The organism is Kitasatospora sp. NPDC001547 (assembly GCF_042894165.1).
Lineage (GTDB): Bacteria > Actinomycetota > Actinomycetes > Streptomycetales > Streptomycetaceae > Kitasatospora.
On sequence record NZ_JBIAVL010000007.1, the window covers coordinates 295928 to 320128 of the forward strand.

Consider the following 24201-nt stretch of genomic DNA (forward strand, 5'->3'; position numbering starts at 1 on the left):
TGGGCTCCCCGCCGGCAATCGACACGGCGGAGCCCGACCGTGTAGCTGCCGGCGAGCGCGATCCCAGGCCGCCGACCACCGGCGAAGGCCTCTCCCACCGGGGGCAAGGCGCTCGGCACCGGGACGTCGGCGCCCCGCCCGCAGGCGGTGCGGATCCGCGCCCTGGCCTGTTCCTGGGCGTCACCAACCGGGACACCGGCGGCAGCCCTGCCGGGCCGGCCTTCTACCGCAGAAGCCGCGGTGGGGGAGGGGTTTCGGGGAACCGCCCCGCCGGACACCCCCGGGCCGGGAGACTCGGCACGGTGACGACGAAGAACCCGGCAGGCCGCGAACTCGCCCGGATCCTGCCCGGCGACCCGGGGTGGGTCCGGCGCGCCGCGTACCTCTCGGAAGTCCTCGGCCTGGCCGCCCGCGCAGCTGACGGCCCTCGGGCTCTCCTGCACCCGGGCCCACGAGGCCATCGCCGCCGAGGAGGTGGCCCTGCCCTTCGACCCGCGTTCCGTCGAGGAGTACCTTGCGATCACCGATACCGGGATCTTGGTGCACTCCCCGCCGGAGGACGACACCCAGGCCCGGCGCCTCGCCGAGGCGCTGACTGCTGGAGGGGATTGACGAGATGAACGGGCACGTCACGCTCGCCGAGGAGGTCCTGCTGCTCACGCTGGAGGACGAGTCCGGGGCGGTGAAGGAGAGCGCCGGGGCGGCCTGCGCGATCCCGGGCGCGCTGCTGGCCGAGCTCGCGCTGGCCGGGCGGGTCGCCCTGGAGGACGGCACGGTCACCGTCGTCCCGGGCGGGGAGCCCACCGGGGAGCCGCTGCTGGACGGGCGCCTCGAGCGGCTGGCCGAGTGGGCCCGGGGGCGTCGCACCGCGAAGGCGTCCGAGTGGCTCACCCAGGACCGCGCCACCGCCCCGGCCGACACCCTGGAGCGCCTGGTCGAGCGCGGTCTGGTGACCGAGGAGCGCCGCAGGGTGCTCGGCGTCTTCCCCGTCCGCCGCTACCCGGAGGCGGACGGCCGCGTGGAGCGCGCCCTGCGCGAGCGGCTGGCCGCCGTCGTCCTGCACGGCGCCGAGCCGGACGCGCGCACCGGCGCCCTGATCGCGCTGCTGCACGCCGCCGGGCTGTACCGGTCCGCCTTCCCGGAGGTGCCGCGCAAGGAGGTCGAGCCGCGCTTCGCCGAGATCGCCGAGGGCGAGTGGGCGGGGGAGGCCGTGCGGGAGGCGATCAGGAACACCCGGGCGGTGCTCGCGGCCGTCATCGCCGTGACGGCGGCGACGGCCGCGACCACAGCCGTGATGTGACCGGCGCCAACCGGGCGGTGCGGCCGCCGTCGGCGAAGCGCGTCCGGCGCCGTCCGGTGGGACACCGGGTCGTCGTTCTCCTGCGGTCCTCCGCTCACGGGCGGATCGGCCGCACCCGCGGCCAGTCGCCCACTCCCGCCGGACCGCCCGCGCCTACCCCGGCCCGACCAGCCCGCACTCGTACGCGAAGATCACCGCCTGCACCCGGTCCCGCAGACCCAGCTTGGCCATGACCCGGCCGAGATGCTTCTTCACCGTGGGCTCCGCGAGACCGAGGGTGGCGGCGAGTTCCGTGTTGGTCAGGCCGCGGGCGGCCCCCAGCAGGACCTCCCGCTCGCGCGCGGTCAGCACGCGCAGCCGCTGCGCGTCGCCCCCGCCGCCGTCGCCCCCGTCGCCCCCGCCGTCGTCCCCGGCGGCGGGGAGCCGGTGTGCGAAGCGGTCCAGCAGCCGCCGGGTCACCCGGGGGGAGACCACGGCGTCCCCCCGGGCCACGTCGCGGACCGCCCCCAGCAGCTCCTGCGGCCGGCTGTTCTTCGACAGGAAACCGGACGCCCCGGCCCGCAGCGCGTCGAAGGCGTACGCGTCCAGGTCGAAGGTCGTGAGCACCAGCACCCGCGTCCCGGGCACCTCGCGCAGCAGCCGCCGGGTCGCCTCGATGCCGTCGGTGCCCGGCATCCGCACGTCCATCAGCACCACGTCCGGCCGCAGCCGCCGCGCCAGCTCCACCGCCGCCGCCCCGTCGGCCGCCTCCCCGACCGGCTCCATGTCCGGCTCGGCCCGCAGGATCAGACCGAACGCCAGCCGCAGCAGCTCCTCGTCGTCCACCAGCAGCACCCGGACGTTCACGACGCGCCCCCGGGATCCAGCCGTACGAAGACCCGCCAGCCGCCGTCCGGCCGCGGGCCCGACTCCAGCACCCCGCCGAAGGCCGCGGCGCGCTCCCGCATCCCCGCGAGCCCCCGCCCGGACGCGGCAGATCCGGGGCGCCCGGCGGATCCCGGCCGCCCGGCCCCTGCGGCCCGCCCGTCGTCGGTCACCTCGACCGTGACCGCCTCCGGCGCGCAGGACACCCGCACCTCGGCGCGCGCCCCCTGCGGCGCGTGGCGCAGCGCGTTGGTCAGCGACTCCTGGACGAGCCGGTGCACCGTCAACTGCGCCGCGGCCGGCACCCGGGCGGCCTCGCCGTCCACCCGCAGCCGGGTCACGAGGCCCGCCGCCTCCATCCGCTCGCACAGCTCCCCGAGCTGCCCGATCCCCGGCGGCGACCGCCGGTCGTCCCCGGGCCGCGCGTCGGGATCGTCCCCGGGCCCGGCGTCCGTACCGGCGTCCTGGAGCAGGTCCAGCGCCCGCCGCATGTCGGTCAGCGCCTGCCGCCCGGTCTCCGCGATCCGGGCCGTCACGGCGCAGGCGTCGGCCGGGCGCGCGTGCCCCAGCGCGTCGGCCAGCGCCACCACCACCGACAGGCCGTGCGTCACGCTGTCGTGCAACTCCCGCGCGATCCGGGCGCGTTCCTCCTCCACCGCCCGGCGCTCCCGCTCGTCGCGGTCCCGTTCCAGCCGCACCAGCCGCTGCGCCCGCGCGGCCCGCCGGATCCGGGCGTTCGCCCCGAGCAGCGCGCTCGCGGCGACCGCCGCCGTCATCGCGGCGGCCGAGGCGAGGAACCGGCCCTCCGGCGCCCAGCGCGCCGCCGCCAGCACCGCCCCGGCCACCGCCACCAGAGCCGCCGCCCACGCCGACCGGTACGGCGCCCGCGCGGTCACCGTCCCCAGGGCGACCAACAACGCCGCGTCGGCCGGCAGTTGGACACCCAGCAGCCACTGCGCGAGCGCCGCGGCGGCGATCACCCCGAACGCGGCCCGGGGCGCCCGCCGCCGCCACACCAGCGGCAGCACCAGAGCGGTCTGCAGCGCGAAGCCCGTACCGTCCGCCACCCGTCCCGGCCCGAGTGTCACCAGGAACAGGGCCGCCGCGAGCGCGGCGTCCGCGACCACGGGCGGCACCCGCTCCGGAAGCCAGGCGAGGGCGCCCGGCGGGCCCGTCCGTACCGCGCCGGTCTCGGCCATCGTGTCCGTCCTCGCGTCCGCGTCCTCCGGCGTCCTCGCCGGAGCCCCACGGTAGGGCCCCGCGCCCGCCGAGGCGTCCGCCCACCGGCGGAGACCGGCGGAGACCGGGGGAGACCCCGGAACACCGGGGGTTCCTCCGAGCGGAGGAGAGAACGCGCCCCGGGGCGACCCGCGCCCACCCGCGGGATCGTCCCCCGGCAGGGCGCCGGGCACCGCCGGCGGCGAAACCCTGGTGGCGACCCCGCATCCGTACCGCCCGAGGAGCCCGCCCATGCCCCCCACCCGCCGCGCCCTGCTCGGCACGCTCGGCGCCGCCGCGCTCGCCACCCTGACCGCCGCCCCCGCCTTCGCCGCGGGAAACCGCCCGGCCGCCCCGGCCGGGGGACACGGCCCCGCGCCCGCCCCCGGCACCCCCGTCCCGCTGCGCCTGCCCGCGCCCACCGGGCCCTGGCCCGTGGGCACCGTCGCGCTGCACCTGGTCGACGACAGCCGCCCCGACCCCCTCCTGCCCGCCAAGCCCTACCGGGAGCTCATGGCCGGCCTCTGGTACCCGGCGGAACCCGGCACCGGGCACCCGACGGCCCCCTGGCTGCCCCCGGCCGCGGCGGCCGACTGGGACGCGCACGGCGCACCGGCCCTCGGTGTCCCCGCCGGCGCCGCCGACTGGCGGGGGATCAGGACCCACGCCCGCGCCGGCGCGCCCGTCGCCCGCCGCGCCGGCCGGCTGCCCGTGGTGCTGTTCTCCTCCGGCGACGGCGGCTCGCGCGCCCTCGGCACCACCCTGGTCGAGGAGCTGGCGAGCCGCGGCCACCTCGTCGTCGCCCTCGATTCCACGTACGAGGCCGAACAGGTCGAGTTCCCCGGCGGCCGGGTCGAACGCGCCCTCCCGCTCCCCGACGACCTCACCCCGGAGGTCGTCGCCGCCCTCCTCGCCGGGCACTCCCGGGCCCGCCTCGCCGACGCCCGCTTCGTCCTCGGCGCACTCGACCGGCTCGCCCGCGGGGACCGACCCGACACCGGGACCGACCCGCTCCCGGACGGGCTCGCCGAAGCCGCCGACCCGGCCAGGACCGGCGTGCTCGGGCAGTCCCTCGGCGGCTCCGTCGCCGCCCAGCTCGCCCACGACGAGCCCGGCGTCCGCGCGGCGGCCGACCTCGACGGCGCCCTCCTGGGCCCCGTCGCCGACAGCGGCCTCGCCAAGCCCTTCCTGCTGATGGCCTCCGGTACGAAGACCCTGCGCACCGAACCGAGCTGGGCCTCCTGCTGGGCGGCGTCCACCGGCCCCCGGCACGCCCTGCGGCTGCGGAACGCCGCCCACGGCTCGTACACCGACCTCCAGGTCCTCCTGCCCCAGCTCGTCCGCCGCCTCCCGGTCCCCGACGCGGCCGCACTCATCGGCACCGTCGACCCCCGGCGCTCCCTGGCCGCCCAGCGCACCGCCGTCGCCGCCTTCTTCGCGCGGTACCTGACGGGGCGGCCCACCGGCTTCCTCGACCGGCCCGGCGACGACTGGCCGGAGCTGGAGGTGCTGCGCTGAACCGGCCCGCCCGGCACCCCTTGGGGCGCCGGGCGGCACGGCGTCCGGCCGGCGCCGGTCAGCTGGGGGACGACACCCCACATCGACCCGCGGACCCGCTCGAACGCGGAACCCGACCGTACGCGGAACCCGACCGTACGCGGGCTCTGGCCGACGTCGCGGAGTCCGGCCGACTCCTACTCGTAGTAGCGGCGCTCCTCGACCGGTTCGTCGCTCTCGACCCGGCGGACCACGCGCCGGCGGCGGAACACGTTCACATAGGTGATCAGTCCCAGAAGCCCGGCGGCCATGAGGATCCAGCCCACCAGGTGCAGGTTGACGCCGTTCACGTGCCAGTCGGTTGCGAAGGCCATGATGGCGCCGAGGGCGAACAGGACGATGCAGCCACCGATACCCATGCCGTCTCACTCCTCGTCGGTCGGTCTGCTCCTCGGGTTCCCTGAATCCGGACTTGAATGTCGGCGGCTTCCTGCGGGCTGCCCGGGGACCGTCGTCGGGGGCTGCGGGAAGGGGTGGGGCAGGACGTCCGGCCGGCACGCCCCGGCGCCGCAGTGCGGCGGGCAGGGCCTTCGGCATACGGCTTCCGCGAGCCCTGATCCGCCGTCACACCTCCGAGCGGCCTGGTGGGGTCAGATACCGCGTTCGAGCATGTCGATGACGTGCTGACCGGCTTCGTGGGCCTGGACGGGGTGGAGACCGCGCAGGGGGCCGTCGATGAGGAGGGCGGCGAGTCCGTGGACGGCCGACCAGGCGAGGAACTCGGCTCCGGGGCGGCGGTCTTCGGGCAGCAGACCATGTTCCACGAGGCCGTCGAGGGCTTCGCCGAGCAGTTCGAAGGGGGTCTTGCCGGTGATGCCCGCGGCGGTGTCGGCGGCGGCGTGGGTCATGTCGCCGGGGACGTGGAAGGCCGTGCGGAACAGGCCGGGTTCCTCCTGGGCGAAGCGGAGGTAGCCGGTGCCGACGGCGCGGAAGCGGGCCCGGGCGGCGGCCACCGGGTCCTCGGCGGGCGGCAGGGCGTCCTGTTCGGCCTCCATGGTGCGGGCGACCCGGGCCATGGCGGCCTGGGAGACGGCGTGCAGCAGCGCGTCGCGGTCGGCGAAGTGGCGGTAGGCGGCGTTGGGGACGACCCCGGCCTGCCGGGTGGCGGCGCGCAGGACGACGGCCTCCGGGCCGCCCTGGCGGGCGAGTTCGAGGGCGGCCTCGATCAGCGCGTTGCGCAGGTCGCCGTGGCGGTAGGTGTCCCGCTTGGACTTCGTGTCCCTGGTAGCCGCCATGGCCGCCGCCTCCAATGTGGACAGCATCCACTTAGCTCGTCTAGGCTCTCGCATGATCACTCGGGGGGCGCGGATCACCGCATCCCCCAGATGTGGACATCGTACACAAGGGCGGTCGACGGCCGCCCCGGTACTTGTCGTCAAGGGGGACCCGCTGCTCATGGGCCTGGCCGAGACCAGGACCTTCGACTCCCACGTCGTCCTGCTCCGTCACGAACGGACTGGCTGGGCCGGCTCGCGCGAGCAGCCCGGCGGGCGGCGACCGATGACTTTCCCCGCGCTCAGCAGTCAGAGAACACAGCCGGCGCACCGCAGAACCGGGCGTGACCCGGGCGAGCACCGACTCGACCCCTTTCTACCCAGGCACGAGATACCGAGGAACCTCAAGATGCGTACCCTGATCAGCACCGCGTTCATCTCGCTCGACGGCGTCGTGGAGGGCCCCGGCGGCGAACCCGGCTACCGCAACTCCGGCTGGACCTTCAAGGACGTCGAGTTCCTCCCCGAGGCGTTCGAGATCAAGGGCCGGGAGCAGGAGGAGGCCACCGCGATGCTGCTCGGCCGCACCAGCTACCAGGCGTTCAGCCAGGTGTGGCCGGACATGGCGGACTTCGCCCGCTACAGGACGCTGCCGAAGTACGTCGTCTCCACCACCCTCGCCGACGGCGACCTGGTGTCGAACTGGGGCGAGACCACGATCCTGCGCTCCCTCGACGAGGTCGCCGCGCTGAAGGAGACCGAGGGCGGCCCGATCATCGTCCACGGCAGCGCCAGCCTCAACCACGCCCTCTCGGACGCCGGCCTGATCGACCGCTACCACCTGCTCGTCTTCCCGCTGCTGCTCGGCGCGGGCAAGCGCCTGTTCAGCACCACCGACAAGGACACCCAGAAGCTGAAGCTGGTCGAGCACGAGGCGTACGCCAACGGCCTGCAGAAGAACGTCTTCGACGTCGTCCGCTGACAGGCATGGTGCGCATCGTCGACACCACCACCTGGAGCCGCCTGCGGACCGAGGCGTAGTCAGCCGCCGCAGGTCACGTCCCTCGCGGGCAGCCGGCCCGTGGTCAGGTACCGGGTGACGTCGACGTCCGCGCAGGACGGGCCGGCCACCACCACGCCGTGGCCCCCGCCGCCGGCGACCGTGATCATCCGCGCACCGTGCAGCGCCCGGCGCATGCCCTGCGCCATGGCGAGCGTGGCCCGCAGGTCCCACTGGTTCTGCACGATCAGCGCGCCGACGCCGTTGTTCACCACGGTGGCCGCCTCGCGGGGCGGCGACTTCCAGAAGGCGCACGGCTGGATGCCCGCCCCCAGGTCGCCGGCCAGCGGGTGGGCGGTACGGTCGCGGATCGCGTCCCGGCGGTACTGCTCGGGGTCGCGCGGCCAGTCGCGGGCGTCGCCGCAGAACAGGGCCCACGTGGCGGCGGTCCGGTTGTTCTCCTGCTCCTCCGTGCCGGAGGGCACCGGCGTGGTCGGCGCGGCCGGTCCGCCCTCGGAGGCGGCCTTCAGCGCGGCGATCCAGGGGGTGACGGTGGCGACGTGGGAGAAACCGGCGTACCCGGTGCGGATGTCTCCGCCGCTCAGCGCCCCGTTCGTGGTCGGGACGGGCGTGCGGTCGGCGCGGGCGACGAGGTCCCAGTACGTCTTCCGGACCTCGGCGGGGGTCGCGCCCAGCCCGTACGCGGCGTGGCGGGCGGCGGCCCACTCCGTCCACCGGGTGAAGGCCGCTTCGGCCCCCGCCGCGGCGCCGCGGAGCGTCCCCCGCCAGGCGAGCGCCGGGTCGAGCGCGCTGTCCAACACGAAGCGGTCGGAGCGCTGGGGGAACATCTGAGCGTAGACGGAGCCCAGGTAGGTGCCGTACGAGTACCCGAAGTAGGAGATCCTGCGCTCGCCCAGTGCCGCCCGGACGACGTCCATGTCCCGCGCGGTGTTGCGGGTGGTGATGTGCGGCAGCACGTCCCCCGCCTTGGCCCAGCACTTGTCGGCCACCGTCCGGGCCCGGTCCACGTCCCGGGCGAAGGTGTCCGCCGCGTAAGGGTGCAGGATGCTCCGCTCGTCGGCCGTCAGGCCGCACGTGACCGGCGAACTCCGGCCGACCCCGCGCGGGTCGAACCCGATGAGGTCGAACCGCTCCCGCACCTCCGGCGCCAGCAAGGGCTCCATCTCCACGGGGAGGGTCAGTCCCTGGACCCCCGGCCCGCCCGGATTCATCAGCAGTACGCCGTGGCGCGCCTTCGCGCTGCCCGCCTTGATCCGCGAGACCGCGACGTCGATCCTCCGGCCCCCGGGGTCGGCGTAGTCCAACGGCACCTGGACGGTGGCGCACTCGAACGCGGCCGGCTGCCCCGCGTCGCAGCGCTCCCAGCGGAGCCGCTGCTGCGCGTACCCCTGGAGCGGGTCCTGCGCCGCGGACGCCGTCGCGGGGGCGAGCGCCGCGACCACGGCCGTCGCGGCACCGACCGTCAGCGCGGGAATCGTGCGTCCGTCTCGCAGCACCATGCCAGTCCTCCGTGCAGAATCGTGTCTCGGAACCGCCTCCAGTCTCCGTTCCGCCCCGGGCCGCACCCGTACGGCGCCGGGATGGGCCCATGATCCGACCTGAGGCGTACGGCGGGGCCTGCCGTAGGGGCGGAGGCCCATGTCCGGTCTCCCACCGTTCGAGGTGAACCGCCCACCGGCCGCCCGCCGTTGCCCCGCGGGCGGGATCGGGCCTCGACGACCGACGACCAGGCGCGCCGGCGCGTGCTGCGCGCCGGGGCGGTGTCGAACACCGCGGTCCGGCAGGCGCTGGGCGATCTCGCGCCGCATGGCCTGGTCGCCTCGGACGGCAACTCCAGGGACCGTCGCAAGTCGTGGCGGCTGGAGGGCACGGCCGGGCGGGAGGCAGCCGGACGGTGCCGGGGCTGCCCCGTGCCGACATGGGTTCCACGGCCCGGGGCGCCGGCCGTACTGGTGTCCGGCACGCGGTGGCGGTCGACGAGTCCGTGCTCGCCGGACCGAGACGACTTGCGGTAGAGCGCACTCCAATTCGTAGGTTCGGAAGCATGCGATACGTCAAACTCGGAACGACCGGGCTGGAAGTCTCCGCCATCACCCTCGGCTGCATGAGCTTCGGGGAGCCGGACCGGGGCGGCGAGCCCTGGTCGCTGGGCGCGGACGCCAGCCGGGACATCATCAAGCAGGCCCTCGAGAGCGGCGTCAACTTCCTCGACACGGCCAACGGGTACAGCGCCGGGAGCAGCGAGGAGATCGTCGGCCAGGCGGTCAAGGACTTCGCCCGGCGCGAGGAGGTCGTTCTCGCCACCAAGGTCTGGATGCGGATGCGCCCCGGCCCGAACGGCGCCGGGCTGTCCCGCAAGGCGATCTTCGCCGAGCTCGACGCCTCCCTGGAGCGGCTGGGGACCGACTACATCGACCTGTACCAGATCCACCGCTGGGACTACGACACCCCGATCGAGGAAACCCTGGAGGCGCTGCACGACGCGGTCAAGTCAGGGAAGGTCCGCTACATCGGAGCCTCCTCCATGTACGCCTGGCAGTTCACCAAGGCCCTGTACCTGGCCGACCTGAACGGCTGGACCCGGTTCGTGTCGATGCAGGACCACTACAACCTCATCCACCGGGAAGCGGAGCGGGAGATGCTCCCGCTCTGCGCCGACCAGGGCATCGGCGTGATCCCGTGGAGCCCGCTGGCGCGGGGCAGGCTGACGCGGGCCCGGGACACCGCCACGGCGCGTGCCGGGACCGACGAGGGCGGCAGGATCCTCTACCGCGACGGGGACCAGGCAGTGGCCGAGCGCGTCCACGAGATCGCGGGCAGGCGGGGCCTGTCCCCGGCCCAGGTCGCCCTGGCCTGGGTCATGCGCCACCCGGCGGTGACCTCGCCCGTCGTCGGGGTCACCAAGCCGGCCCAGCTGGCCGACGCGCTCGCCGCGGTGGACGTCGAACTCGACGACGACGAGGCCGCCTACCTGGAGGAGCCCTACCAGCCGCACGAGGTCGCCTACCTGGAGGAGTCCTTCTACAAGTCGCGCCCTGCGGCGGGCTCCCGGTAGTCCGGATCCTCGCCGCGGTGTCGACCGTGACCGGGGCGCCGTTGGCGCCGGACGCACCCTCCCCTGGAACTCCGGCGTCGTCGAAGGCCACGGGAACGGGATGCGGGGAGGAGAACGCGCGGCTCGTACCAGTCGGCCCCGACGTGGCTGTCCCCGGCTCGGGTGGCTCGCCGCGCCTCAGTCAACGCCGCGTCAGGCGTGCCTGTCCGGTGATCCGGGAGAAGCGGCCCAGCACTTTCCGCCGCGCCACGGTACCTCGCACGACCGAGGATCCCCGGCGGGCAGGGGCTTGTTAGCGTCGGATCCAGTCAGGCAGGAGCGGCACGGCTGTTCGTGCTCCGGCTCCATTCGTCCAAGGGGGAAGTATGAAACGACGTCTTGTCGGGGGTCTGCGGCGTACGGGGGCAGTGGCGGCGCTCGCCGCTGTCGCGCTGGTCGGCTCGGCCGGAGCCGCTTCGGCGGCCACCGGCGGAGCGTACGCGTCCGGGACGGGGGTCTTCGGGTCCGCGAACTGGGAGTGGACGAAGAGCGGGTGGAAGAACGGCAACGCCGCGGTGCGGGACACCGCGTGCGACGGGGAGCCGGTGTTCATCCACTTCCAGGTCCGCACCAGCTCTTCGACCTACACCACGCCGAAGCGGTGGAACCAGCAGGGCTGCGGGGAGACGTCGTCCTGGGCCGGTCTCACCTATGACGCGGGCTACTACGTCACCAGCGTGCGGGTGGTGACCTGCGTCGACACCGGCACCCCCCGCTGCTACTACAGCGACTGGCAGGACAACCCGCTCACCTAGGACGCGCCGGCGGCCCCCGACCCCGTGGCGGAGCCGGGGGCCGCCGTGACCCTTCAGCACCTGGAGACGGCCGGTCCGTCCGTCGGCCGCGGGAACTCGACGGGAGGAGCGCCGGGCACCGGGGTGTGTCCGAACAGGCAGGAGGGGCTGCCTCCGGGGCTCTGGCAGGGCCTGCCGCCCCAGCCGGAAGGGCCGGGCCTCACTCAACTTCTACCGCACGGCGACCCGAAGGCCCGCCGCCGAATAGCCGCCGCCCCGGTCGCGCGGGTGCCGGCGGCGGCCGAGGCGGTGCCCGGCAAGGCGCTCGGCGCGGCCCCGGCGGTGAGACCGAGGACGGCGAGCCGGGCGAGGCGGCGCCGAGTGGAGTCGGCGTCCGCGGCGGTCCGGCGGGTGGGCCGGACCACCGCGGTCGGGGCTCCTGGTCGCTCGGGGAGGGTCAGCCGAGGGCGCCGACGACGGCCTTCGTCGCCTCGGCGATCAGGGCGTCGTCGGAGGTGGCGTCCGCCTTGCCGCGGTCGGACAGGACGGCGATCACGATCGGGCTGCGCCCGCCCGACGGCCACGCCACGGCGACGTCGTTGCGGGTGCCGTAACCCGCGGCGCCGGTCTTGTCGCCGATCCTCCAGTCGGCGGGCACCCCCGCGCGGACGTACGGGCCGCCGGTCGTGTTGCCGACCAGCCAGTCCGTCAGCAGCGCGCGCCGGCCCTCCGCGAGGGCGTCGCCGAGCACGTAGCGGCGCAGGTCGGCGGCGAGGACGCGCGGCGTGCTGGTGTCGCGGGTGTCGCCCGGGGTCGCCTCGTTGAGGGTGGGTTCAGTGCGGTCGACGCTGGTGGTCGAGTCGCCCAGGTCGCGCAGGGACCGCTGGACGGCCGCCGGGCCGCCGAGTTCGGCGGCGACGAGGTTGGCCGCGGTGTTGTCGCTGTACTGGATGGAGGCGGCGGCCAGGTCACGCAGCTTCATGCCGGTCGCCACGTGCTGGGAGGTGATCGGTGCCCACGCCAGCACGTCCTCCTGGCGGTAGGGGACGACCTTGTCCAGGTCCGCGTCGGAGGCCTTGCGCAGCAGGGCCCCGGCGGCGAGCGACTTGATCGTGGACGCGAACGCGAACCGCTCGTCGGCCCGGTGGGCGACCTCCCGGCCGCTGCCGGTGTCCACCGCGAACACGCCGAGCCGGGCGCCGAACCGCTGCTCCAGCGCCGCGAAGGAGTCCTCCGCCGAGCTGGTCGCGGGTGCGCCCGCCACCGCCGCGCCCGGGGCCGTCGCACCGGGGGCCGCCGTACCGGGCGCCGCGGCCGTCGAGGCGCTGCTCGCCCGGCCGCACCCCCCGATCAGCGCGGCCACGAGCAGGGCCACCGCGGGCAGCGCGGTGCGGGTGCGGCGGAGGTCGGACTTCATCGGTGGTCTCCCCTGGGGTTCGTGCTGTCGCGGCCGCGCCCTCGCGGTGGTTCCCGCATCGTTCGCGGCCGCTCGATCGCCCTCAGCTAAACAGGCCGCCGGCCTCCCGGTCCAAGACCCCGATCGTGAAGGGAGCAATAGGAGAACGCCTATGATGGCTGGCCATGGACCTGCTGGGGCACCTGCGCCACTTCCGAGCCGTCGCCGAGGAACGGCACTTCGGCCGCGCCGCCGAGCGCCTGCGGATCGCCCAGCCCTCCCTCTCCCAGCGGATCCAGCGCCTCGAACGCGAACTCGGTGTGACCCTGTTCGACCGCGGCCCGCGCGGCGTCGACCTCACCCCGGCGGGCCGGCTGCTGCTCGCCGAAGCCGAGGAGACCCTGGACAGCGCCGCCCGCCTCCTCGCCACCGCCGCCGACCTGCGCAGCGGACGGGCCGGGACCCTGCGCGCGGCCGTTCCGCCCGAACTCGGGCCGGCCGTCCTGGCCGCGCTGCTCACCGCCTTCGAGACCGCCTCCCCGGGCACCCGGCTCGACCTGCGGGAGGTGCCGGTCGCGGCCGTGGTGCGCGAACTCGCCCAGCACACCGTCGACGTCGCCGTCGTCCGGCACCCCTGCCCGGCCGACGGACTGGCCTTCGGCCCCGTCCTGCACCAGCCGCTCGGCGCGTTGCTCGCCGCCGGCAGTCCGTACGCCGACCGCCCGGAGCTGGCGGTGGCCGACCTGACCGGCCTGCGCTTGGTCCTCTTCCCCCGCGCCACGGCCCCGGCCCTGTACGACGAGGTCCTCACCGCGCTGACCAGGCACGGCTGCACCCCCGGGGCCGTCGTCGACCCGCCGGGACCGGACCTGGCGGGCGCGCTCGTGCTCACCGGCAGCGCCATCGCCCTGGTGCCGCGGACCACACCCCCGCCGGGTACGGTCTGGCGCCCGCTCACCGGCACCCCGCTGACCTGGCGGACCTCCACGGCCTGGCCGGCCGGGCGGGGCGGGCCCGCCGTCCGGCTGTTCGCCGAGGCCGCCCACCAGGCGCTGACCGGCCCCGGCGGCCTCCTGCCCCAGCCGCCCAACCGTTCGCTCTACCCCCGGCCCGCAATGGAGTTCCCGCTATGACCAGCGATCGCACCGGAGCCGGCCGCACCGGAGCCGGCCGGACGAGTGCCGACCGCACGGCCGCCGACCGGGGCCCGTACGGCCGCGCCGCGCGCACCCGCATCGCCGCCGCCTTCGCCGACGCGGGCGTCACCGGCTGGCTGCACGCACGCGACCTCGACACCGGCGCCGAGATCGGCCTCGGCGCCGACACCGCCGTCAGCACTGCCAGCGTCCACAAGGTCTGCCTGCTCGTGACGCTGTACCGCGAGGCCGCCGCCGGACGGATCGACCTGACCCGGCAGGTCGACGTCCCCGCCGCCGGCCGCACCCCCGGGGGGACCGGCCTCGCCGCCATGCTCGACGCCGCCCGCCTCTCCCTGCGCGACCTCGCCTACCTCACCGCCGCCGTCAGCGACAACACCGCCGCCGACACCCTGTGGGACCGGATCGGCCTCGACACCGTCAACCGCACCATGGCCGACCTCGGCCTGAACCGCACCGTCGCCGTCCACAAGCTCCGCGACCTCGCCGCCGCCCTCGCCGAGGACACCGGCCCCGACTCCCCGGTCGACCCGGCCGTCGTCGCCCGCCTCAGGGTCCTCGACCCCGCCTTCACCAACCACAGCACCCCCCGCGACATGACCACCCTGCTCGCCGCCCTCTGGCACGGCGAGGCCTGCCCCGGCGACCACGGAGCCGCCCTGCGACGCCTCCTCGGCCTCCAGGTCTGGCCGCACCGCCTGGCCTCCGGCTTCCCCTACGACGACGTCCGCGTCCACGGCAAGACCGGCACCCTGCCCACGCTGCGCCACGAGGTCGGCGTCGTCGAATACCCCGACGGCGGCCGCTACGCCCTCGCCGTCTTCACCCGCGCCGCCGCCACCACCATCACCCTGCCCGCCGCCGACGCCGCCATCGGAACCACCGCCCGCCTCGCCGTCGACGCCCTCCGGGCGCGGGCGGCGAGCGGCGCGACGGGCTGACCCGGGCCGACAACCCGACGCCCCGTCCTCGACCTCACCCTGGCGCGCCCGCCGCCCCGACCGCACGGCCCTGCCCCCGGTCGCCGCCCCGGGGCGCGCGTAGGCCGGTGCCCGTCGATCCGCGCGGGATTTCGGCGCCCGGACTATTGTCAGGAAACTTTACTTTTCACTAGGCTCTCGGCGGCGGCTTGGCGCGGCGCCCCCCGAGCGGGGCGTGACGTGCTCAGCGAGAGCTCTGACCCGGCCGCCGTGGTGGTGAGGCAACCACCGCTCGACCGGCGGGGATCGCGTGCGGGCCCCGCCGGAGTCCAGCTCTCGCCGTCGTTCTAGGTCAGGGAGTTCAGGGATGCGTCCCCAAGTCTCGGTAAGGCCTGTTCACATCGGAGTGTTCGCCGCGGTGCTCGTGCTGGTCGGCGGACTGTTGCTCGGCTGGTCCGGGCGGGCGGGAGCGGCGGCCGATCCGCTGCTCTCGCGGGGCAAGGCCGCCACGGCCTCGTCCACGGAGGGCTCGTCCTACGCGGCGGGCAAGGCGTTCGACGGGAACACCGGTACCCGGTGGGCGAGCGAGGAGGGGAAGGACCCGCAGTGGCTGCGGGTCGACCTCGGGGCGAACGCCACCGTCTCGCGGATCAAGCTCTCCTGGGAGGCCGCGTACGCGAAGGCGTACCGGCTGGAGGTGTCGGCGGACGGGGCGACCTGGACCACCGTCGCCGAGGAGAAGGCCGGCAACGGCGGCACGGACGACTGGACCGGGCTGACCGGCAAGGGCCGGTACGTCCGGATGTACGGCACGGCCCGCGGCACGTCCTACGGGTACTCGCTGTACGAGATGGAGGTCTACGGGGCCACGGACACCACGCCCTCGCCGACCGCCACGCCGTCGCCGACCGGGACCACCCCGGGCGGGGCGTTCACCGTCGTCGCGGCCGGTGACATCGCGGCCCAGTGCACCGCCTCGGACAGCGCCTGCGCGCACCCGAAGACCGCCGCCCTCGCCCAGAGGATCGACCCGAAGTTCTACCTGACGATGGGTGACCACCAGTACGACGACGCCCGGCTGTCGGACTTCCGCGCCTACTACGACAAGAGCTGGGGCGCGTTCAAGGCGAAGACCCACCCCGTCCCCGGCAACCACGAGACCTACGACCCGGCCGGCTCGCTCTCCGGGTACAAGGCGTACTTCGGCAGCATCGCCTACCCGCAGGGCAAGAGCTGGTACAGCTTCGACGAGGGGAACTGGCACTTCGTCGCCCTCGACTCCAACGCCTTCGACCAGAGCGCCCAGATCGACTGGCTCAAGGCCGACCTCGCGGCCAACACCCGCAAGTGCGTCGCCGCCTACTGGCACCACCCGCTGTACTCCTCCGGCGGGCACGGCAACGACCCGGTCTCCCGGCCGGTGTGGCGGATCCTCTACGACGCCCGGGCGGACCTGGTGCTCAACGGGCACGACCACCACTACGAGCGGTTCGCCCCGCAGGACCCGGACGGGAAGGCCACCGCCGACGGGATCGTCGAGATCGTCGGCGGGATGGGCGGCGCCGAGCCGTACCCGATCGAGCAGGTGCAGCCGAACAGCCAGAAGCGGATCAGCGGCGACTACGGCGTGCTGAAGCTGGACTTCACCGACTCCGGGTACGGCTGGAGCTTCGTCGGGACGGACGGCAAGGCCAAGGACACCAGCCCGACCTACAGCTGCCACTGATGATGTACCTGGCCACCACGGGCCGTCGTCCGGACGCGCCGCCCCGCCCCGCCGGGGTGGGGCGGCGCGTCCCGGGCACGGTCGTCGCGCTCGGTGCGGTCAGCCTGGTCACGGACGTCTCCTCGGAGATGGTCACCGCCGTGCTGCCGCTCTACCTGGTCCTGGGCCTCGGCCTCTCACCCCTCCAGTTCGGCTTCCTCGACGGACTGTTCAACGGAGCCACGGCACTGGTCCGGCTCCTCGGCGGGCGGCTCGCCGATCGCGGCTCCGGCCGGCACCGGACCGTCGCGGGGGCGGGCTACCTGCTGTCGGCGCTCTCCCGGCTGGGCCTGCTGATGGCCGGCGGGGCCGCCGGCGGGATCGCCGCCGCGCTGGCCGCGGACCGGCTCGGCAAGGGCGTGCGCACCGCACCCCGGGACGCGATGATCACGCTCAGCGCACCGCCGGAGACCCTCGGCCGGGCGTTCGGCGTGCACCGGGCGATGGACACGACCGGGGCGCTGCTCGGCCCGCTGGTCGCCTTCGTGGTGCTGTGGGTGACGGCGGACGCGTACGACGCGGTGTTCGTGGTCAGCTTCGCCACCGGCCTGCTCGGTGTGGTGGTGCTGGGCCTCTTCGTCCCGGCCGACCCGTCGGCACCGCCGCCGCGCGCCGCATCGACCCGCCCGGCCCCGGCCGCGCTCCCGTCCGCGGTCCTGTCCGCAGAGCCGACCGCCGCCCCGACCGCTGACGGGTCCGCCGCCCCGGCCGCGGGGCCGAACGCCGTACCCGCCCCGGCCGGCCGGGCGGCCCGGCCGACCTCCGACCCCGCCTTCCGGCGGGTGGTCGCGGCCGCCGCGCTGCTGGGCGCCGCGACCGTCGGCGACTCCTTCCTCTACCTCCTGCTCCAGCGCGGCCTCGACCTGTCGGCCGCGCTCTTCCCCCTGCTGCCGCTCGGCGCGGCGGCCTGCTACCTGCTGCTGGCCGTCCCCGCCGGGCGGATCGCGGACCGCGCCGGCCGGCGGATCCCGTTCCTGCTCGGCCACGGCGCGCTGCTCGCCGCCTACCTGACGCTCCTGGCCCCCTCGGGCCTGCCGACCGCCGTGCTGGTCCTGGTCCTCCTCGGCGTCTTCTACGCCGCCACCGACGGCGTGCTGATGGCGCTGGCCGCGCCCGCGCTCCCGGCCGCCGGCCGGGCGAGCGGCCTCGCCGTCCTGCAGACCGGACAGGCCCTGGCCCGCCTGGTCGGCGCGGCCGGGTTCGGCGCGGCCTGGACGTGGTGGGGGCCGCGCCCGGCCCTCGTCGCGGCCGCCCTCGCCCTGGCCACCGCACTCACCGCCGCCTGGCGGATCCTCCCGGGAAGGAAGGCGCGCCGATGAAGTCGCGAACGGTCCTGCTGGTCCTCGCCGCCCTCGTCCTCCTGGGCGGCTCCCTCGGCTACGTGGTGCACGCCCGCCAACGCGACGGCGGACCGCAACTCGTCGCCGCGGACGCCTCGTTCACGCTCGACCAGCCCGGTCTCTACTACCGCGACACCGCCACCGGTCGCGTCGCCCGCAGCCCGGGCGGCGAGCCCGGCGGCCCGTCCTGCGCCCGCTTCTACGCCGCGGGGGACCGCGCCCTGTGCCTGCGCGCCCTGCCGGGCACCCCCGCCCGGACCCAGGCCGTGGTCTACGACCGGCGGTTCACCGAGCTCCGGTCGGTGATCGTCCCCGGGATCCCCAACCGGGCCCGGGTCTCGCCCTCCGGCCAGGTGCTCTCCTGGACCACCTTCGCCGTCGGCGACTCCTACGCGGCGGACCGCTTCTCCACCCGCACCTCGATCCTCGACCTGCGCACCGGCTACCTGATCAAGTCCGTCGAGGAGATCCCGCTGACGATCGGCGGCACCCGCTACCACGCCGCCGACGTCAACTACTGGGGCGTCAACTTCGCCGCCGACGACAACCGCTTCTACGCCACCGTCTCCACCGCCGGCCGCACCCACCTCGTCGAGGGCGACCTCAAGGCCTGGTCGGCCCGCACCCTGCGGGAGAACGTGGAATGCCCCTCGCTCTCCCCGGACGGCACCCGGATCGCCTTCAAGAAGAAGGTCTCCGCCGATCCCGTCGCGCCCTGGCGCCTCCACGTCCTCGACCTGGCCGACCTCCACGAACACCCGCTGGCCGAGACCCGCAGCGTCGACGACCAGGCCGCCTGGCTCGACGACGCCACCCTCGCCTACGCCCTTCCGGCCCGGGCGGGCGAGGCCCCCGACGTCTGGGCCACCCCCGCCGACGGCACCGGCACGCCCCGCCTCCTCCTCCCCGGTGCCTCCTCCCCGGTCACCGTCCCGCCCCCGCCGGCCTGACGCCCGCGGGCCCGCCGCCCGCCGCACCGGCCCGGGACGGTGCGGCCGCGGGCGGCTTCTGGAACGGCGGGCCCTGGCGGTCCCGGCCCGGCGATCGGATCTCCAGCGCGAGGTCCGGGCCCCGCACCTCCTCGGGGGCATCAGCAGGAGCAACTCCAGGACCAATTCGTCGACTTCGTCCTCGTCGTCGTGCGAATCCGTCATTCGGCGCCTCGTACCGTCCGCTCATTTACCTTTGCAGTCAAAGGTGTTTTACTGGCAAAGCCAACCGCCCCTCACGGTACGGACGTACGGACGTACCCACGCGAACGGAGCTGCCCCGTGCCGCACTTCACCGTGCACATCCGCGAGGAAGCCCTCGACGGCACCGTCGAACCGAAGCTGATCGCCGCCCTGACCGACGCCGTCGGATCCGTCTTCGGCCCCGGCTTCGCCCGCCTGGTCGGGGTCGACCTGATCGGCCTCCCGGCCCACCGCCGGGGCGTCGGCGGCCTGCCGACCGACCTCGACAACCCGATCGTCACCCTCAGCATGCGCGAGGCCGCCTACCACCTCGCGGAGGTGCCCGACGCCCCCGCCCGCCTGGTGACCGCCACCACCGACGCCCTGGCCGCCGTCCTCGGCGAGCACATCCGTGCCCAGACCATCGTCACCATCGCCGGAACTCCGGCGGGCCGCACCGGAGTTGCCGGAGCCGTCGCCTGACGTGCGGCCCCGGGCGGGTGGCCGGCCCGGGGCCGCACAGGGCTCGGTCGGCCTCGGCGGTGTCGAGCGGCCCGGGTAGGCGCAGCGGGGGAGGTCGTCCCGGGCCGGCCGAGCGCGACGAACCGCCCTGCCGGCTGGCGATCACCCGACCGAGATCCTCGTTCGATCGACGCGCCCCACGATCGGTACGACAACGGCTTCTCGGTGGTGCGCCCGGTGTGGGCGGATCTCAGGCCGTGCGGGCCTCGGCGAGGTAGTCGGCCAGGATGCGGCTGGCCCAGTGGTCGGTGCCGAAGACGGCGGTGAGGCCGGTGAGGGCCGACTCGTAGAGCGGGACGGCTCGGTCGAGATCGCCGGCCAGCTGGTACAGCCGGGCCAGACTTCCGCCGCTGATCAGGGTGTCGGGGTGGTCGGCGCCCAGTCGGCGGGTGCGCTGCTCCAGGACGGTGGTGAACAGTTCCTCGGAGCGGTCGAACGCACCCGTGTCCCGCAGGGCCGTGGCCAGGTTGTGACGGTAGGTCATGGTCGCGATGCCCTCCGGCCCGGAGAGCTCTTCCTGGGCGGCGAGGGCCTCCTCCAGCAGCGGCACGGCGCCGGGTGCGTCCCCGGCCCGCATGAGACAGATCGCGTAGCCGGAGAGGGCGGACAGGGTGTCGGGGTGCCGGCTGCCCAGGACCTCCCGGTGCTGTTGAAGGGTGGTCGCGAACAGCTCGGCGGCGGTCGTGAGGTCGCCGGTCCAGTCGTAGGCAGAGGCCAGCAGCTTGCGGTTCGTCAGGGTGTCGGCGTGCAGCTCGCCCAGGATCTGCTCGCGCTGGACCAGGGTCCTGCGGCAGAGCTCCAGGCCCGCCTCCGGCTCTCCCGTCTTGAGGAGCAGGTAGGCGAGGTTGCCCTGGCTCCGCAGGGTGTCGGGGTGGTCCTCGCCGAGGATCCGCACGCGCTTCTCCGCGACCTCCCGGTAGATCCGGGAGGCCTCCTCCAGTTGTCCGGCGGCCTCCAGGGCGTAGCCGAGATTGCCGAGGCAGTTCAGCGTTTGCGGGTGGTCCGCCCCCACCTGCCGGACCATGTCGGCCAGCGCCTCGCGGTAGGTGGCGACGGCCTCTGCGGATCGCCCCGCGCCCTCGTAGGCCCCGGCCAGGTTGTTCCGGATGGTGGCGGCATTGAGCCGCAGGGGTGCCGAGTGCTGCTCCCAGTGGACCAGGCCGCCGTGCTCGTGGCGGAGCAGGTCCTGGTAGATCTCGATCGCCCGGTCGAACTGGTGGCGGTTCTCGTAGACGGTGGCCAACCTGTTCCGCAGCGTGAGGGTCCGGGGGTGATCGGGGCCGAGATGTGCGGTGCTGTCGGCCGCCGCCGCGGCGAACCCGTCTTCCGCCCGCTGCAGTCGGCCGCGCGTCAGATGGACCTCCGCGAGGCTCGCCCGGATGTGCAGGGTGACGAGGTCTCCGTCGCCCAGTACCCGGGTGGCCCGTTCCACGAGCTCTTCCAGGAGGTCGGTCGCGGGTTCGAGCCGGCCCGCCGCCATGAGCGAGGTGACGACCGAGCCGCAGGCGTTCAGGGTGAACGGATGGTCGGTGCCGAAGCCGTCGGCGGTCTGCCGAGCGTAGGCCTCGAAGAGCGGGAGGGCCCGGACGGTCTGGCCGCGCTCATCGAGGTGCAGCGCGGTGTCGGCGAAGAGCCGGCCCAGTCCGGGGTGGTGGATGCCGGGGTCGGTGGTGGAGAGTGCGGTCGCATGTGCTGCGAGCCGGGCGAGTTGGACGGTGTCGGGATCCTCCTCCGGCCCGTTGGGGTACACGGCCGCGAGCAGGAGGCGTTCGGCGGCCTCCCGTCCGCGCGGTGCGGGAGGCGGCCCGTCCGCGGTGGCCCGCGCGGCTGCTTCGCGGGTGGCCCGGTCGCGCAGCACCTTCTGCACCAGCCGGTGGACGGCCACCTCCTCCAGGGAGAGGGTGGCCATGCTGTAAGCGTGCAGCAGACCGAGCGCCGTCTTCACCCGGATCGGACCGGCGGTGAGGCCGGCCAGCAGTTCCCGGGGGAGACCGTCGGGGTCGAGCCAGGCCAGGGTGTGGAGCAGCTCGACGGAGAGCGGGTTGCTCTCGGCCAGCGCGGTCAGGGTCAGGGCCCAGACGCCGGCGACGGTCTGCTCGTCGTCGGCGTGGTCAAGGGCGGCCTCGTCCAGGAACTCGTGGAGGCTGCTTCGGTAGTCTCCGACGCTGGTCACCGTCTGGTTCATGTAGGCGCCGGCCTGTTCCAAGGCGAGTGGAAGGTCGCCGAGTTCTCCGGCGAGCCGGCCGGCGTGCCACTCCTCCTCCGGGGAGGTGAGCGGTACCCAGGAGCCGATCAGTGCCACGGAGTCGGTGCGGGGGAGGACACCGAGGCCGACGGACCGTACCTGGCCCTGCCAGCCGGTGGCGTACCGGCTGGTGATCAGATGGTGTCCGCGCGGGAGCCTGCCCAGGACGTTCCCCAGCAGGGCCGGTTCCTCCACGTTGTTGTGGACCAGGAGCCATCTGTCGTGCTGTTGCAGCCAGGCCGTGGCCCAGGCGGCCCGGGCGGACAGTGACGGCTCCGTGCCCGTCCAGTGCGGACTCAGCCGCTCGGCGATCGCGGCGAGGGCCGCCTCGGTAGCCCCGGGGACGGCGGCGTCGATCCACCAGATCAGGTCGTACGACTCGCGGTGCAGGTGGGCGTACTGCAGGGCCAGCTCGGTCTTGCCGACCCCGCCCAGGCCGTGCAGGACCACGGCCGCGGTGCCGGTGCTCCGGGCCAACGCGGCCCGCACCTCGGCCAGCTCGGCCGTCCGGCCGGTGAAGGTGTGCTTCGGGGCGCGAAGGGACACCACGCCACGGGCCTCGGTGTCGGCGGCGTCGCGCACCGCGCTGGCGGGCAGCACTGTGGTCCGGATGGTCACCGGACCGTGGATGCTGCCGCCGGCGGCTACCGACGCGATGCCCTCGGCGTGGACCGAAAGGGAGCCGGACGGGTGAGGGCTCGTCACGCGGTGTCGGCCGGCGCGGCGGTGGGTGAGGCGGGCGTGGTGGTGACGTCGGTGGTCACCGAGCCGTAGATGCTGCCGCCGGCCGCCACCGAGCCGGCGCCGCTGGCCTCCACCCTGGTGACGCCTTGGGGGTTCGCGGTGGGCAGCAGGGCGGCCAACTCGGCCAGCAGTTCCGGATCGGAGCGCAGGGCACGCCGGATCTGGTGGCGCAGGGCGCCCATGGCGTCCTCGTCGCCCGGCCGGGTGGCATCGTCCAGGCAGGCCTCCAGCTCGGCTCGCTGCTGCATGTCCCTGCGGCGCCAGACCGAGTTGATGATGCGCTGCCCCAGACCCACGGTCGCGTCGGCCGCGGCCTCCTCGGCCCGGGTCAGGACCGCGCCGCCGTAGGCGGCCGCTGCGGAGGTGATGGCCGGACCGGCCACTGTCATGAACGCATCGAGTTCCATGATCCCCAACTCCCCTTGACCGCACCGGATTTGGGCGATCAAGGCCAAGTCTACGGAGCGCCGGGGCAGGGTGACGGGGAAAGGGCCGGATCTGCCGTACGCCCCGGAGCCGGCCACGCTGGTCGCTCGGTGCGATCTCAGTTCGGATCGCCGCGAGCAGGTCGTTGCAGCCCCCGACGGCACACCCCTGTGGTTCTCCCGCGCCCTGCCGGGCCGCACCCACGACCTGACCGCGCCACGCCGCCGCCGTAGCAGTAGCTGCTGGGGTGGTAGCCGGAGACCACCCACCCGGATCGGCCCTGGGCTCCGCCGAGGACTCGTCCGGCCGGTGCCGGCCGCTCGCTGGTCCGGGGGTGGCGGCGGCGTTCCGTGATCAGGGCCGGGAGAGGGTCACGCTGGTAGGTCGGCTTCGAGAGCCGGCGCGCGGAACCCTGTGGCGGATGAGGTCGGCGGGGAAAACCGGTCGACAGGAGACCTGCGACGCACTGTGATGGCCCCAACTGCCTTGCCGCCCGGGCGGGCCGACTCCAGGAGCTGCTCGTGGCAACCGGGAGAACCGCGGACATCCGCCCCGCGATCGATGCCGCACTGGTCAGGCGCCTGGTCGATACGCAGTTCCCGCAGTGGGCGGGTCTGCCGTTGGAGTTGCTCGACCCGGCCGGCTCGGACCATGTGATCTACCGGTTGGGCGAGGAGCTGTCCGTCCGGCTGCCCCGCCATGCCGGCGCCATCGGGCAGGCGCGGAAGGAGTTCGAGTGGCTGCCGCGGCTCGCCCCGCACCTGCCACTGGCCGTCCCCGTGCCAGTGGGGGTGGGGGAGCCCGGTTTCGGCTATCCGTGGCCGTGGGCGGTGTCCCGCTGGCTGGACGGCGAGGTGGCGACCGTCGAGGCACTGGCCGATTCGTCCGAGGCCGCCGTCCAACTGGCCGGGTTCCTGACCGCTCTCCAGCGGTTCGAGCCCGGGGAGATCCGGGTCCTGGGCGACCGCGAGGAGCTCACCGCCCGGCCGCTGGCCGCACGGGACCGCGCGACGCGGGCCGCCATCGCGGAGGTCGACGGCTCCTTCGACGCCGCAGCCATGACCGAGCTGTGGGAAGCGGCGACCAGCGCCCCCGGACGGGACGGTCCCGCGGTCTGGTTCCACGGCGACTTCCACACCGGCAACCTGCTGACCGTCGACGGGCGCCTCAGCGCGGTCATCGACTTCGGCGGGCTCGGCATCGGCGACCCGGCCTGCGACCTGGTGATCGCCTTCACCCTGATGTCGGCCGGGCCGCGGGCCGCCTTCCGCGCCGCGCTCGGAGTGGACGACGCCACCTGGATCCGGGGCCGCGGCTGGGCGCTGGCCACGGCCTTGAACGCCTACACCCACTACGCCGCCGCCAACCCCCGGGTCGCCGCGCAGACCACCCGTCAGATCACCGAGGCCCTCATCGGCTAGACGAGTAGTTCCGAAGTGGGCTGGGTTTGCCGGTTCTGCTCCGGGCATGCAGGAAGGGTGTCCAGCATCGGGTTGTGACGACCGAAGAGCT

Annotated in this window: 21 protein-coding genes and 1 pseudogene; 14 read left to right on the forward strand and 8 right to left on the reverse strand. The window is 74.8% G+C overall.

Annotation, left to right across the window (positions count from 1 at the left end; all coding sequences use genetic code 11):
- Positions 1-474 precede the first annotated feature (474 nt).
- On the forward strand, positions 475-612 hold the full coding sequence (locus tag ACFY0X_RS16660; RefSeq protein ID WP_387754846.1) for a hypothetical protein: 138 nt from the start codon (positions 475-477) through the stop codon (positions 610-612).
- A 4-nt stretch (positions 613-616) separates the two neighbouring features.
- Entirely contained in the window at positions 617-1300 is a 684-nt protein-coding gene (locus ACFY0X_RS16665; RefSeq protein WP_387754849.1) for a GPP34 family phosphoprotein, read from the forward strand.
- Positions 1301-1453: 153 nt separating this feature from the next.
- Here ACFY0X_RS16665 and ACFY0X_RS16670 read toward each other — a convergent pair whose 3' ends face one another.
- Both ACFY0X_RS16670 and ACFY0X_RS16675 read right to left on the reverse strand, forming a co-directional pair.
- Entirely contained in the window at positions 1454-2146 is a 693-nt protein-coding gene (locus tag ACFY0X_RS16670; RefSeq protein ID WP_387754852.1) for a response regulator, read from the reverse strand.
- Positions 2143-3363, reverse strand: coding sequence for a sensor histidine kinase (locus tag ACFY0X_RS16675; protein WP_387754854.1), 1221 nt, complete (start codon positions 3361-3363; stop codon positions 2143-2145). The genes ACFY0X_RS16670 and ACFY0X_RS16675 overlap by 4 nt, the downstream gene beginning before the upstream one ends.
- A gap of 271 nt (positions 3364-3634) precedes the next feature.
- On the opposite strand from ACFY0X_RS16675, the gene ACFY0X_RS16680 reads away from it, so the two are divergent.
- The gene (locus ACFY0X_RS16680) at positions 3635-4900 is read left to right on the forward strand and encodes an alpha/beta hydrolase family protein (RefSeq protein WP_387754857.1); all 1266 of its coding nucleotides are present in this window, start codon (positions 3635-3637) and stop codon (positions 4898-4900) included.
- Between the two features lie 176 nt (positions 4901-5076).
- On the opposite strand, the gene ACFY0X_RS16685 is transcribed toward ACFY0X_RS16680, so the two are convergent.
- Positions 5077-5298, reverse strand: a complete 222-nt coding sequence (locus ACFY0X_RS16685) for a DUF6458 family protein (protein ID WP_387754860.1) — start codon at positions 5296-5298, stop codon at positions 5077-5079.
- 231 nt (positions 5299-5529) lie between these two features.
- The gene (locus tag ACFY0X_RS16690; protein ID WP_387754863.1) at positions 5530-6201 is read right to left on the reverse strand and encodes a TetR/AcrR family transcriptional regulator; all 672 of its coding nucleotides are present in this window, start codon (positions 6199-6201) and stop codon (positions 5530-5532) included.
- A 361-nt stretch (positions 6202-6562) separates the two neighbouring features.
- On the opposite strand from ACFY0X_RS16690, the gene ACFY0X_RS16695 reads away from it, so the two are divergent.
- Positions 6563-7135 carry a dihydrofolate reductase family protein gene (locus ACFY0X_RS16695; protein WP_387754866.1) on the forward strand — a complete coding sequence of 191 codons (573 nt, stop codon included), beginning with the start codon at positions 6563-6565 and terminating at the stop codon, positions 7133-7135.
- A 59-nt stretch (positions 7136-7194) separates the two neighbouring features.
- Here ACFY0X_RS16695 and ACFY0X_RS16700 read toward each other — a convergent pair whose 3' ends face one another.
- Complete coding sequence (locus ACFY0X_RS16700; protein ID WP_387754869.1) at positions 7195-8673, reverse strand: alpha/beta fold hydrolase; 1479 nt, start codon at positions 8671-8673, stop codon at positions 7195-7197.
- Between the two features lie 545 nt (positions 8674-9218).
- Between ACFY0X_RS16700 and ACFY0X_RS16705 the strand changes: the two genes are divergently transcribed.
- Positions 9219-10229, forward strand: a complete 1011-nt coding sequence (locus ACFY0X_RS16705; protein ID WP_387754871.1) for an aldo/keto reductase — start codon at positions 9219-9221, stop codon at positions 10227-10229.
- A gap of 365 nt (positions 10230-10594) precedes the next feature.
- On the forward strand, positions 10595-11023 hold the full coding sequence (locus ACFY0X_RS16710) for a hypothetical protein (RefSeq protein WP_387754874.1): 429 nt from the start codon (positions 10595-10597) through the stop codon (positions 11021-11023).
- Between the two features lie 436 nt (positions 11024-11459).
- Here ACFY0X_RS16710 and bla read toward each other — a convergent pair whose 3' ends face one another.
- Positions 11460-12419, reverse strand: a complete 960-nt coding sequence (gene bla, locus ACFY0X_RS16715; protein ID WP_387754877.1) for a class A beta-lactamase — start codon at positions 12417-12419, stop codon at positions 11460-11462.
- 164 nt (positions 12420-12583) lie between these two features.
- Between bla and ACFY0X_RS16720 the strand changes: the two genes are divergently transcribed.
- The 6 genes from ACFY0X_RS16720 (at position 12584) to ACFY0X_RS16745 (ending at position 19235) form a co-directional block, all read left to right on the forward strand.
- On the forward strand, positions 12584-13531 hold the full coding sequence (locus ACFY0X_RS16720; RefSeq protein ID WP_387754880.1) for a LysR family transcriptional regulator: 948 nt from the start codon (positions 12584-12586) through the stop codon (positions 13529-13531).
- On the forward strand, positions 13528-14496 hold the full coding sequence (locus tag ACFY0X_RS16725) for a serine hydrolase (RefSeq protein ID WP_387754883.1): 969 nt from the start codon (positions 13528-13530) through the stop codon (positions 14494-14496). The genes ACFY0X_RS16720 and ACFY0X_RS16725 overlap by 4 nt, the downstream gene beginning before the upstream one ends.
- A 346-nt stretch (positions 14497-14842) precedes the next feature.
- Entirely contained in the window at positions 14843-16201 is a 1359-nt protein-coding gene (locus ACFY0X_RS16730; RefSeq protein WP_387754885.1) for a discoidin domain-containing protein, read from the forward strand.
- A 2-nt stretch (positions 16202-16203) separates the two neighbouring features.
- The gene (locus ACFY0X_RS16735; protein WP_387754928.1) at positions 16204-17559 is read left to right on the forward strand and encodes an MFS transporter; all 1356 of its coding nucleotides are present in this window, start codon (positions 16204-16206) and stop codon (positions 17557-17559) included.
- Entirely contained in the window at positions 17556-18530 is a 975-nt protein-coding gene (locus ACFY0X_RS16740; RefSeq protein WP_387754888.1) for a hypothetical protein, read from the forward strand. The genes ACFY0X_RS16735 and ACFY0X_RS16740 overlap by 4 nt, the downstream gene beginning before the upstream one ends.
- A gap of 321 nt (positions 18531-18851) precedes the next feature.
- Complete coding sequence (locus ACFY0X_RS16745; RefSeq protein WP_387754890.1) at positions 18852-19235, forward strand: hypothetical protein; 384 nt, start codon at positions 18852-18854, stop codon at positions 19233-19235.
- 229 nt (positions 19236-19464) lie between these two features.
- Here ACFY0X_RS16745 and ACFY0X_RS16750 read toward each other — a convergent pair whose 3' ends face one another.
- Positions 19465-22137, reverse strand: coding sequence for a tetratricopeptide repeat protein (locus ACFY0X_RS16750; RefSeq protein WP_387754893.1), 2673 nt, complete (start codon positions 22135-22137; stop codon positions 19465-19467).
- An 83-nt stretch (positions 22138-22220) separates the two neighbouring features.
- Positions 22221-22670 carry a hypothetical protein gene (locus ACFY0X_RS16755; protein ID WP_387754895.1) on the reverse strand — a complete coding sequence of 150 codons (450 nt, stop codon included), beginning with the start codon at positions 22668-22670 and terminating at the stop codon, positions 22221-22223.
- 157 nt (positions 22671-22827) lie between these two features.
- Here ACFY0X_RS16755 and ACFY0X_RS16760 point away from each other — a divergent pair.
- Positions 22828-22905 (forward strand): annotated as a pseudogene (locus tag ACFY0X_RS16760) (IS5/IS1182 family transposase); the annotation flags it as partial.
- Positions 22906-23210: 305 nt separating this feature from the next.
- Complete coding sequence (locus tag ACFY0X_RS16765) at positions 23211-24110, forward strand: aminoglycoside phosphotransferase family protein (RefSeq protein WP_387754898.1); 900 nt, start codon at positions 23211-23213, stop codon at positions 24108-24110.
- Positions 24111-24201: the final 91 nt, after the last annotated feature.